Here is an 11,420-nt window from a genome sequence, read left to right as displayed (position 1 = left end):
ATCGCCGACGATCTGCTCGGCACGACGCTGCTCGCCACCACGGCGCCCGTGGTGGTCGCCCCCGCGATGCACACCGAGATGTGGCGGCATCCGTCGACCGTCGCGAACGTCGCGACGCTGCGCTCCCGCGGTGTCGTGATCGCCGGTCCGGCCGAGGGCGAGCTGACCGGGGGCGACTCCGGACCCGGACGCATGCTCGAGCCCGATGAGATCCTTCGGATCGCGCTCGCCGCCGTGCGCCCCCGTGACCTCGAGGGTCTGCGGGTCACCGTGACCGCGGGCGGAACCCGCGAGCCGATCGACCCGGTGCGCTTCATCGGCAACCGTTCCAGCGGGAAGCAGGGTGTCGCCGTCGCGCTCGCGGCGGCGGCGCGCGGCGCGCAGGTCCACCTGATCCTCGCGCACGTCGACGAGGGCGTGGGGGCCGCGGCATCCGTGCCCGGCATCGCCGTGTCGCACGCCGGCACCGCGGCAGAGCTGCTGACCGCGACGACGGATGCCGCGGCGACAGCCGACGTCGTCGTCATGGCGGCGGCCGTCGCCGACTACCGGGTGCCGCAGATCGCGGACGGCAAGGTCACGAAGGAGGCCGCCGGCGAGACGCTGACGCTCGAGCTGGTGCAGAACCCCGACATCCTGGCGGGACTGGCCCGTGACCGGCGGGCCGGGCAGACCGTCGTCGGATTCGCCGCCGAGACCGCCACCGGCGACGCGCTCGTCGAGCGCGCCCGCCGCAAGCGCGAGCGCAAGGGCGTCGACCTGCTCGCCGTCAACGAGGTCGGCTGGGAGGCCGGGTTCGAGGCATCCGAGAACAGTCTCTTCTTCGTCGACGCCGCGGGCGACATCGTCGGACGCACGAGCGGCTCGAAGCGCGAGACGGCCGACGCCCTGTGGGACGCGATCGTCGCGGTGCGCGCCGCGCACTGAGTCAGGGGAGGATGCCGCGCCTCACCCGATCTCGCCGGCGGCCACCGACTCGGCGAGCGCGTGCGCGTGCGCGAGCTGGTGCGCCCCGAAGAAGTCGGCCTCGGTGAGCCGGCGTTCGTCGTCGGCGTCGCGTCCGTCGTGTGCGAGGGTCGCGGCGACGATCAGCGCGTGCATCCACCCGCCGGCGACGAGCGCGAGCAGCCACAGGTAGTCGACGCTCACGGCGTGGGCGTCGCGGGGGCTGGCGCCGAAGCCGACCACGGCAGCGGTCGCACGGTCGGCGGCGGCGACGGCGCGCTCGAGGCGCTCGGCCGTGCGGCGCGCGACCGGCTCGTCGGAGCCCGCCAGCGTCGCGACCGCGGCGCGCGCGAGGTCGAACATGCGGCGCGCGGTCTCGCCCTGGTTGCGCACCGTCTTGCGCCCGACGAGGTCGTTGGACTGGATCGCGGTGGTGCCCTCGTAGATCGGGATGATGCGGGCGTCGCGGTAGTGCTGGGCCGCGCCGGTCTCCTCGATGAAGCCCATGCCGCCATGCACCTGGATGCCGTCGGAGGCGATGCGCACGGCCTCCTCGCTCGCCCACCCCTTGAGGATGGGCACGAAGTACTCGGCGAGCTGACGGTTGTCGGCGTCGTCCGCGCGGTCGAACAGGTCGCCGACGTAGACGGCGAGCGCTCGCATCGCGCTGATGCTGCTCGACATCGACAGCAGCAGTCGACGCACGTCGGGGTGCTCGGCGATGGCGGTGCCGTCGGGGCGACCGGGCACGGGCCCCTGCAGACGGGCTGTGGCGTAGGCGGAGGCCTGCTGGTAGGCGCGCTCTGCAAGGCCGATGCCCTGGTGCCCCATGCCGAGGCGGGCGGAGTTCATCATGACGAACATGCCGGCGAGTCCGCCGCCGATCTCGCCGACCAGGTAGCCGGTCGCGCCGTCGTAGGCGAGCACGCAGGTCGGGCTGCCGTGGATGCCGAGCTTGTGCTCGACCGACACGGTCGTCACGGCATTGCGTGCGCCGAGCGACCCGTCGGGCTCGACGAGGAACTTCGGGGCGACGAACAGGGAGAGGCCCTTGGCGCCCGCGGGAGCGTCAGGGGTGCGGGCGAGCACGAGGTGCACGATGTTCTCGGCGACGTCGTGGTCTCCCCAGGTGATGAAGATCTTCTGGCCGGTGATCGACCAGCTGCCGTCGCCGTTCGGGGTTGCGGTCGTGCGGATCGCGCCGAGGTCGGTGCCGGCCTGCGGTTCGGTGAGGTTCATGGTGCCGGTCCAGCTCCCCTCGACGAGCCGGGACAGGTAGGTCTCGCGCACCTCGTCGCCCGCATAGGCGTCGAGCGCGTGGATCTGACCGTGGGTGAGCATCCAGCACAGGGCGAGCGCCGGGTTGGCGGCGTTCCAGATCTCCCCGAGCGCGGCCTGCACGACGGCGGGGAGGCCCTCGCCGCCGGCCGACTCGGGCGCCTCGGCGGCGACCCACCCGGCCTCCACCAGCGCGGCGTAGGCCTCCTTGAAACCGGGGGCGGTGCGGGCGTCGCCGTCGACGACGACGGTGCCTTCGGCGTCGCCGATGGCGTTGAGGGGGGCGATGACCTCGGCGGCGAAGTCGCCGGCGGCCTCGAGCACGTCGACGGCGTCGTCGGCGCTGAGGGCGCCACCCGTCGCGCGGGCGACGACGTCGCCGCCGAACACCTCGCGATAGAGGAATCCGTACTCGGCGACGGGCGGGGTGTACGGCGAGGACTGGGCGGCCATGGGGTTCCCCTCGTTGGGCGGGCGGCGCGCGCGACGCGGAGTCGCGAGTGACATCGAGAACCATAGTACGTGAGACTGAGTTTCACGAGTAGGGTGTGACCCGACCACCTCGATGCAGAGGAGCAGCATGACCGAGCACACCCGCACCCTCACGTGGACGGACCCGATCGCCGTGCGCGACGGCGTCGCCGCAATGAGCGGACTCGACGCGATGCTGGCCCTGCGTGACGGACACCTGCCCCCGCCGCCGATCGCGCAGACGATGAACTTCCGCCTGACCGAGGTCGAGCCCGGACGCGTGGTGTTCGTGTGCGAGCCGGGCGGCGAGCACTACAACCCGATCGGCACCGTGCACGGCGGGCTCGCGTGCACGCTGCTCGACACCGTGTGCGGCTGCGCCGGCCACACCACCCTCGACGCAGGCCAGGGCTACACGTCGATCGACATCACCGTGTCGTACCTGCGCCCGATCACCCTGGCGACAGGTCCACTGCTCGCGACGGGACGGGTCGTGAAGCCCGGCCGACGCGTCATCTTCACCGAGGGCGCGATCACCGACGCCGCCGGCACCGTGCTCGCCACCGCCACCAGCTCGCTGCTGGTGCTGTGAGGCAGAGCGGATGCCGCGGCATCCGCTCGTTCAGGACGTGAGCGGCTCGAGCAGCTCGACGTGCGCGATGTCGAACGCGGGAGCGCTGACGTCCTCACCCGAGACCGCACCATAGGTGTAGCTGCCGGCGACCGTCACCCACAGCTTCAGATGGTCGCCTTCGAGGACACCCTCGAGCGTCGGGCACGTGATGCCGTCACCGCCGCCGCCGATGACGTCGTGCGGGTAGTCCCAGCTCGACGTCGACTGCGCTGCGCCGACGCCGAGAAGCGCGAGGCACGGCCCGGTCGCCTCGTCGAACTGGCTGACGAACCCGTAGACCACGACCTTCTCGCCGACGTGACCGTCGGGGTCTGCGACGATGTCGGCGAGGACGGCCGCGTCGACGTCGTCGAATCCGGTCGGCACCGCGCCCGCGCCGGGTACGACGGATGCCTCGTCCCGCGGGGTGGCTGAGGGGAGAGTCTGCGGGCTCGCCGAGGCCGACCTCTCGACGATCGTCGGCAGCAGGGACAGCCCGACGATCAGGGCGATCGTCGTTGCGATCGAGGCCAGCACGCCGAGAGCGCCGAGGATGATGCCCGTGACCGGGAAGCCCTTCCGGGCGCCCTTCACGAGCGCCACGATTCCCAGCACGACCGCAGTCCCGCCGATCAGGATGCCGAGCCCGGGAGCCAGCCCGAGGACGAACGCCGCGATGCCGACCACGAGCGCCGCGATCGCGAGGCCGCCGGCGCGGGGGCCGGACGACGCCCGGGGCGGCGCGGGATAGGCCGGCGGAGGCGGCAGCGAGGGTCCTGCCGGGGACGTCGCGTCCGGCGCTTCGATGGAAGGAGCGACGCCGCTCTCACCGGCGTCGGACGCGGGCGAGGTGACCGGAGCGGGCGGGTCCGCAGCCGGTGCTCCCGTCGGAGGCGCCTCCTCGCCGTCGTTCGGAGGAGTGGGGCTCTCGGGCGGCGGCACGGAGGTCATGCCGCGAGTATGACAGAACCTGAGAGCTCACTATGCCGTACCTCTGCGTCGGCTGGATGCTCGAACCTTCCGGCGCAATGCTCGATTCCCCCTGTCGCGCGCCTCGACCGATCCCTAGACTGGCGGCCACAACTCCCGCCTCGCGTCGAAGGGCGTTCCGCACATGTCGGATCCGGCAGGCCCCACCGCACCGCTCCCGCCGACTCCGCCTGCGCCGCCACAACGATCGCGCCGAGGACTGATCGCGATCATCGCCGTGCTGGCCGCGCTGCTCATCGCCACCGCATCGGTGCTCGTCACCGTGCTACTCATGGGCGGTGCGCAGGTCGCGGGCGCCGCCGCGACATCCGTGTCGACGCCGACTCCGACACCGTCGGCGCCTTCGTCGCCGCCCGCCTCGGCCACCCCGACACCGGCGCACACATCGAGCACTTCAGGATCGTCCGGAGGAGGCGGAACGGGCACCACGACGACCGCGCCGTCGACGGGGTCGATCAGTCACGCGGCCGTAGGCGTCGAGAGCGGCGGCGGAGACTGCTCGAGCACGCCCAACCTCCCGCTCACGGCAGCGTGGAAAGCGACCGGCACGACGCTCTGGTTCGGCGTGAACACCACCGATGCGAGCGCCGCACCCTTCCAGGAGTGGTCGCTGGCGACGCAGACGCAGGGCACCGCGACGGGCTTCGTCTACGACTGCTCACGGTCCTCCGAGCCGTTCACGTTCACGCTGTTGCACACCGACGGCACCAAGACGAACTCGACCGTGACCCTGCGCCTGTGCCCCGGATCCGTCACGCCGAAGCAGACCTGCTCGTAATCCCGCGCGCGGCGATCTGCGGCGCGATACTCTCGCGACAGCGACGAAACCCGCGTGACGACACCGAACGCGGCGTCGCACCCGCTCGACGAAAGGATGCCGCGTGCTCATCGCCCTCTGGATCGTCAACGTGGTGCTCGCGCTCGCCTTCCTCGCGACCGGCGGTCTGAAGATCATCCGCACGCCGGATCAGCTGAGAACGGTCGGACTCGCATGGGTCGAGTCGTTCACCCGTGGCCAGGTGGTGCTCATCGGCGTCGCCGAAGTGGTCGGCGCGGTCGGATTGATCGCACCGCTGGCCACCGGCATCCTGCCCTTCATCGCGGCCGTCGCCGCCGCAGCGCTCGCTGTTCTCATGGTCGGCGCGACCGTCGTGCATGTGCGCCGGGGCGAGAATCCGGCGCCCGCCGCCGTGGCGCTGGTGCTGTCGCTGGTCAGTGCGGCGCTCGGGGTGCTCGCCCTCGGCTGAGCGCGCCCCCGCGGATCACCGCCAGCACCAGCCAGATCGCCCCGAGCGCCAGTTGCGCGCCCCCGATCAGCACACCGCCGGTCGTGAGACTCCAGGTTCCGAGCGCCACCCACATGAGCGCGAACACGAGCGATGCGATCCAGCCGATGCGGATCCGGCGGCGCCCGGACGAGTCATCCGTCATCATCGTTCCCCCTCACGACGTTGCCGTGAGCATAGCGAGAGCGCGCGAGCGGCGCGCTCAGTCCGAGATCAGCGTGCCGCCGTTCCTCGCACTGACCCGCGTCTCGCGGGGAGCCCGGCCGGCACGGCGGGCTCCCCGCACCACCGCGTCCCCCGCACGGGCGACAGACGGATGCCGCATCCTCCCGCTACCGTGAGCGCACGGAGACGGGGGTCGACGTGGCCAGAGCTGCGCGCGAATGGTGGGCGATGTGGACACTGCAGGAGCAGGATCTGTGGGCGGCCGCGGGTGACGGCATACTCGTTGCGTTGCTCATGCTCGCGATCGGCCTGAGCATCGCCCCCTCCGCCGTCTGGCAGGAGCCGGTGCAGATCGGAGCTCCTGCCGTCTGCATCGCAATAGCGACGTATGCGCGCGCCGCCCGCAGCGGCGCGCGCAGCGCTGGCGTGAGGCCTATCGCACCGCCCCGACCGGGCCGACTGACCGTCAGGTCGGCGCCCCGGTCTGATCCGCCGCATCGGCAACGATCAGGCCCGCAGCACGACCTTCTCCCGCACGTCTCCCGACTCGAGCAGCGCGTGCGCGCGGGCCGCGTCGGTGAGCGCGAACTCGCGGTGCGGCTTCAGGCGAAGCGTTCCAGCGGCGAGCAGCGGCACCGTGATCGCGAGCGCATCGGGTGCCCGATCGGGCGACGGGTGCGACAGGCGTGCGCTGCTGCGGGCGACCTCCGCCGACCCGACGAGGGTGACCACGCGCGAGGGGTCGCCGGTGGCGGCGACGGCCTCGACCAGTCCGCCGCGGCCGGCCGCGTCGATGACCGCGTCGATGCGGCGGACACCCGTGACGGCGATCCGCTCGAAGACCCCATCGCCGTAGACGACCGGCTCCCCGCCGTAGGCGGCGACGGTGTCGGCGTCCCTCTCCGACGCCGCACCGATCACGCGCACTCCGCGCGCGCTCGCGAGCTGCACGATGAGCGCCCCGACCGATCCGGCCGCACCGAGCACCACGAGAGTCTCCCCCGCCTCAGCCCCGACCTCGCGCAGTGTGCCGACGGCGGCCTCCGCGGACGCGGGCAGGGCCGCGGCATCCGCCCACGACAGCGAAGCGGGCTTCGGGAACCACACCGGCGCGGCGACGAGCTCGCCATACCCGCCTTGCTGCGGCAGGTGCGCGACCACCTCATCGCCGACGGCGACATCGGCGACGCCCGCTCCGACCGACTCGACGACTCCTGCCGCTTCGAACCCCAGCACCGACCCGGGGCCCTGCGGGAAGACGGCGGCGAGACGACCGCGACGGATCTGCAGGTCGGTCGGGCCGATGCCTGCCGCCCTCACGCGCAGCAGCACCTCGCCGGGCGCGGGCACGGGCGCTGCCATCTGGCGCCACTGCAGCACCTCCGGCTCCCCGAAGGCGGTCATCACCATCGCATGCGACATTGCTCGCCCCTCTCAGATCTGGCTCGCGCCGCCGTCGACGTACAGTTCCGCGCCGGTCATGTAGGCGCTGCGTGCACTCGCCAAGAACAGTACGGCCTGCGCGATCTCCTCCGGGCGGCCGAGGCGCTGCATCGGCACCCCGGCGGCGAGTCCAGAGAGCAGGGCGTCGGACTGCGCCGGATCGGTCGCGAGTCCGGCGAGTCCGGGGGTCTCGATCGGGCCCGGAGCGACGCTGTTGACCCGGATGCCGCGGCCGACGAGCTCTGCGGCCCAGCTGCGTGCGAGCGAGCGCACGGCCGCCTTGGAGGCGGCGTAGATGCTGAACGACGGGCTGCCCTTCACATCGATGTTCGATCCGGTCAGCACGATCGACGCTCCCGCGTTCAGCAGCGGCAGCACCTTCTGCACGGTGAAGACGACGCCGCCGACGTTCGCCCCGAACGTCTGGGTGACGTGCTCCCACGTGATGTCCTCGAGGGCCGCGAACTCGCCGCCGCCCGCGTTGGCGAACACCACGTCGAGGCCGGCGCCCCGCGCGGCGATCGCCTCGGCGACGCGGTCGAGGTCATCGAGCGAGGCGACGTCGGCCGCGACCGTCGTCACCGCATCTCCGAACTCCGCGGCCACGGCGGCAAGGCCAGCCTCCCGACGGCCGGTCACGACCACGTGCGCTCCCTCCGCCACGAACGCACGCACGGCCGCGAGACCGATGCCCGCCGTCCCTCCGGTGACCAGTGCGGTCTTTCCCGCGAGCTCTTCCATGTCCCTCTCCTTCTTTATGTACCGATCGGTACTAAAGGCAAGATAGGCGCGCGGGGATCGCATGTCAAATTTTTGTACCGCACGGTATGATTCAGGCATGGCTGAGACGAGAGAACGCGGACGACCGCGCGCCTTCGACCCCGATGCTGCACTCGACGCCGCCGCACGGGTGTTCTGGGTGCACGGGTACGACGGGGCATCCCTGACCGATCTCACCGCCGCCATGGGTATCAACCGGCCGAGCCTGTACGGGGCGTTCGGCAGCAAGGAAGAGCTCTTCCAACGGGTCATCGCCCGCTATGCGCAGACCGACATGACCTACGCCGAGCGCGCGCTCGACCAGCCGACCGGCCCCGCCGTCGCGCGTGCCCTACTTCTCGACAACATCGATGCCGTGACGCGCTCCGATCGGCCCGCGGGATGCCTCACCATCCAGGGCGGACTCGCCAGCGCCGATGGCAACGAGACCGTGCCCGCCTTCCTCGGGCGGAGCCGCCTGGCGGGCGAGCGACGACTGGCCGAGCGCCTCGCTCGCGCGGTCGCTGAAGGCGACTTCGTCGCAGGGACGGATGCCGCGGCTCTCGCCCGCTACCTCATGGTCGTCACGGAGGGGCATGCCGTGCACGCCACCGCGGGCGTCTCGAGACGGCAGCTGCGCGCGTCGGCCGACCTGGCACTGCTCGCGGTCGACGCACTCGCGACGCCCGCGAGCGCCGTGTGAGCCTCCGGCCCGATAACACGGATAGGGCCGGCAAGAACGCGGTGACTGATCTGGTGAAAGTGGCGGTGACGAGATCGGTACTGAGCACCATTAGCGCTGGACATCGTCCGCCTATGATATATGGGAGTACATGCATCAATGGCGGCCATAACGATCGACTCGTGTTTATACGTTTTGGCGAGCATTGAGATCAATTCCGGAAATAGCCTTGTAAGTCTTCCTACGCTCGTCGCTAGGGTATGCACATGACTCAGCACATCCCACGCTTGCCGTGGTCCGACTTGGCCAGCACCGCGCCCTCGCTGCCGGGGGGAGCGGATGCCCAGCTGTCCACGCTGCGCGAGGTGATGCGCGCATTCGCGGGCGAGGCTCCGTCAGGTCCGGTGGGCGACCCGGAGTCTGCCGAGCGCATTCAGAAGCAGATCGCACCACTCGAGCTCACTGCGCGAGGCGATCACGGCATCCAACTGACCGATCTCGGCCGGCAATGGCTCCAAGACCCGAACCGCGACGACCTGTTCCGCATCATGCACGCTCGCGTCGCCTACTTCGGAGAGATGTTGGCTCGAATCAATGAGGCGCCCGCACGAGTCGAGGACCTTCATGCTCACGCGACGACGGAATTTCTCATGTCGTGGACCTCTCTCGATCAGATTCGGCGACGGCTTGCATGGCTGCACTCGATGGGTCTCGTCGAAGACGGGCCGGATCGATTCCATCGCATCACCGCCGACGGGCACTCTGCCCTTGCGGGAATCGAGCTTCAGACACCCGAGGGGCTTCGCGCGGTGTTGTCCGAGGCCCACGCTGACGTGACCCTTCCACCCGCGCCGCCAGCACTCGCCACTGCGCTCGAAAGAGCGCGTTCGGAGAAGCGATCGCTGTCCTGGTCTTATCTCACGAAAGATCCAGTTGGCGCTCTCACCGCGCTTGCGCGGCTCGCGTCCGCGGGCACGACCAAGGAAGAGGCCGTGAGTGTCGTGTCGGCCGAATACGAGATCAGCGCGAGCTCCGCCAAGAGCTTCGTCGACGCGGCCGGGGCGCTCGGCATCTACGAGTTCGTCGNNNNCCTGGTTCGCCTGCTCCACGTTCGTTTTCTCGGGATCGGGGAGCTCCTGGTGCAGCTCGACGACCAGCCGCGCTCGGTTGGAGAGATTCATTCACGACAGTTCGCAGCCTCATCGGATGCGCCACGCCAAGGCCGCACAGCCGGGATCCTGCGCTACCTGAGCGGCGCAGGCGCTGTCGCTGCTATCGGCTACGCCCGATATGTCCTTACCGGCCTCGGTCGAGCGCTGATTCGAGAACTCCCGATCGCGGAAGTCACGATGGTCACCACCGGAGATGAGGACACGAGTGTTCCGGTGGCGCTGGACGCTCCCCGAGTAGAGCAGCTCATCGCCGAGCTGGAAACGGCGTCTCGTGACTCCGCGAACCCCGACCGATTCGAGAAGGCCTGTGCAGAAGCGTTCGTGGCACTCGGCGTGGAGTCGAAACACCTCGGCGGGCCCGGTCGTACGGACGTCATCGTGACTGTGAAATCTGGCTTGACGCTTGTCGCGCGCGCCATCGTCGATGCGAAGTCGGCCTCAGGGCAGCTCAACGAGGGATCCGTGAATTTCGCCGCGTTGAAAGAGCATGCGGCAAAACACGGAGCGACACTCATGGCAGTGATCGCCCCGCGTTTCGATGGAAGCGGAAGGCTTTCAGACTGGGCTAAGCCGAACGGAGTGGTCCTCTTATCTGTTGCCGACCTGGCCGGGCTGCTGCGAGCACACGAGACACATCCGTTCTCCGCTCGCGACGTCGCAGAACTTCTGACGGTCGATGGACGCGACGATGTCGAAGCTCGACATTCCCAAGCCATGGAGCAGCTCTCGCTGATAACCGGCGTCCTACGCGAACTCGCGGCCGAAGCGAGCCAAGACAACCCGGAACCGATCGCTGCCCGCGACATCAGACGGGTCATGAGTCGCGCCGGCAGTGTCACAACGGACGACGAGGTGTCCCACGTGCTCAGGTTTCTCGCGTTGCCCGAAGTCGCGGCAGTGCAGAACGAGCCGGGCGGAAGGTACACGCTGCCCTCATCTCCCAGCATCGCCGCGAAGCGACTCCGGGCGATCGCGCGCGCAATCGAAGCGTCGTCGTTTGGCGCATAGGGGAACGACCGGCACGCTCCGCGAAATGCTGCCGTGGCGAGGTGTTGCGAGCGTCGTCCATCACGAACCCGAGTACGCTCGCAGCGGCCTCGTGGCCGCAGTCGGCCCCGCCTGGTCGACGTCGGTCGCGGAGGCGCAGCCAGCAGCTGACAGATCCCGAGCCTGGGCGCGCTGGGAATCCCGGCTGCCTGGTGGCGCGCCCATGACACGCATGGATGGATGCGCGTATGGGATTCATGAATGACTACGTCCGGCTCGGGCGGACAGCTACGCACGCCACCGCACGACGCAACATGAGCGTGGGACACGACCAGGTGACGGATACGAGTAGTGGCTTGCCGTCATCAGTGCGCGTTGCTCGTCGCCCTCACCCACTGGTCGCGCTGTGGATTGTCCTTTGGCCCACGTCGGGGTTGCATCGAGATGTCTCCTCGTACCATCGCCGGTCGGCGACTCCAACTGGAATCCTTCCGTGCGCAGTCCACTCAGCGGCACCACATGATCCCTCGCTCCGGCCACCCATATCGACGTCGCCGTTTCCTCCTGCGTTGCCGTTCACTTTAATTACAGCGTTGTGAGTTCCACTATTTCTCTGTTTACTTGAACGA

At 69.8% G+C, this 11,420-nt stretch carries 11 protein-coding genes; 6 read left to right on the top strand and 5 right to left on the bottom strand.

Annotated features, from left to right (window positions below; all coding sequences use genetic code 11):
* A partial coding sequence (gene coaBC, locus ASG00_RS07765) for a bifunctional phosphopantothenoylcysteine decarboxylase/phosphopantothenate--cysteine ligase CoaBC (RefSeq protein WP_235559437.1) occupies positions 1-927 on the top strand: 927 nt, incomplete at its 5' end.
* A gap of 21 nt (positions 928-948) precedes the next feature.
* On the opposite strand, the gene ASG00_RS07760 is transcribed toward coaBC, so the two are convergent.
* Entirely contained in the window at positions 949-2,676 is a 1,728-nt protein-coding gene (locus tag ASG00_RS07760; RefSeq protein WP_056208205.1) for an acyl-CoA dehydrogenase, read from the bottom strand.
* A gap of 127 nt (positions 2,677-2,803) precedes the next feature.
* On the opposite strand from ASG00_RS07760, the gene ASG00_RS07755 reads away from it, so the two are divergent.
* Positions 2,804-3,286: a PaaI family thioesterase gene (locus ASG00_RS07755; RefSeq protein WP_048809104.1), complete on the top strand. Its 483-nt coding sequence runs from the start codon at positions 2,804-2,806 to the stop codon at positions 3,284-3,286.
* Between the two features lie 30 nt (positions 3,287-3,316).
* Here the strand turns inward: ASG00_RS07755 and ASG00_RS07750 are convergent, their stop codons facing one another.
* Positions 3,317-4,258 carry a DUF4190 domain-containing protein gene (locus ASG00_RS07750; protein WP_056208201.1) on the bottom strand — a complete coding sequence of 314 codons (942 nt, stop codon included), beginning with the start codon at positions 4,256-4,258 and terminating at the stop codon, positions 3,317-3,319.
* Positions 4,259-4,421: 163 nt separating this feature from the next.
* Between ASG00_RS07750 and ASG00_RS07745 the strand changes: the two genes are divergently transcribed.
* Positions 4,422-5,075 carry a hypothetical protein gene (locus ASG00_RS07745; RefSeq protein WP_156454713.1) on the top strand — a complete coding sequence of 218 codons (654 nt, stop codon included), beginning with the start codon at positions 4,422-4,424 and terminating at the stop codon, positions 5,073-5,075.
* 103 nt (positions 5,076-5,178) lie between these two features.
* On the top strand, positions 5,179-5,544 hold the full coding sequence (locus tag ASG00_RS07740) for a DoxX family protein (RefSeq protein WP_056208195.1): 366 nt from the start codon (positions 5,179-5,181) through the stop codon (positions 5,542-5,544).
* On the opposite strand, the gene ASG00_RS07735 is transcribed toward ASG00_RS07740, so the two are convergent.
* The 3 genes from ASG00_RS07735 to ASG00_RS07725 all read right to left on the bottom strand — a co-directional run bounded on the left by ASG00_RS07735 (position 5,510) and on the right by ASG00_RS07725 (position 7,932).
* Positions 5,510-5,731, bottom strand: a complete 222-nt coding sequence (locus ASG00_RS07735; protein WP_156454714.1) for a hypothetical protein — start codon at positions 5,729-5,731, stop codon at positions 5,510-5,512. The genes ASG00_RS07740 and ASG00_RS07735 overlap by 35 nt on opposite strands.
* Positions 5,732-6,255: 524 nt before the next feature.
* The gene (locus ASG00_RS07730; protein WP_056208186.1) at positions 6,256-7,170 is read right to left on the bottom strand and encodes an NADP-dependent oxidoreductase; all 915 of its coding nucleotides are present in this window, start codon (positions 7,168-7,170) and stop codon (positions 6,256-6,258) included.
* Between the two features lie 12 nt (positions 7,171-7,182).
* Entirely contained in the window at positions 7,183-7,932 is a 750-nt protein-coding gene (locus tag ASG00_RS07725; protein WP_056208183.1) for an SDR family oxidoreductase, read from the bottom strand.
* Positions 7,933-8,029: 97 nt separating this feature from the next.
* On the opposite strand from ASG00_RS07725, the gene ASG00_RS07720 reads away from it, so the two are divergent.
* The gene (locus tag ASG00_RS07720) at positions 8,030-8,653 is read left to right on the top strand and encodes a TetR/AcrR family transcriptional regulator (protein ID WP_056208182.1); all 624 of its coding nucleotides are present in this window, start codon (positions 8,030-8,032) and stop codon (positions 8,651-8,653) included.
* A 1,069-nt stretch (positions 8,654-9,722) separates the two neighbouring features.
* A partial coding sequence (locus ASG00_RS17695; RefSeq protein ID WP_235559436.1) for a hypothetical protein occupies positions 9,723-10,812 on the top strand: 1,090 nt, incomplete at its 5' end.
* Between the last annotated feature and the right edge of the window lie 608 nt (positions 10,813-11,420).

The organism is Microbacterium sp. Leaf351, from assembly GCF_001423825.1.
Lineage (GTDB): Bacteria > Actinomycetota > Actinomycetes > Actinomycetales > Microbacteriaceae > Microbacterium > Microbacterium ginsengisoli.
The sequence above is the reverse complement of the archived record's forward strand: the minus strand, read 5'-3'. Positions and strand labels throughout refer to the sequence as shown.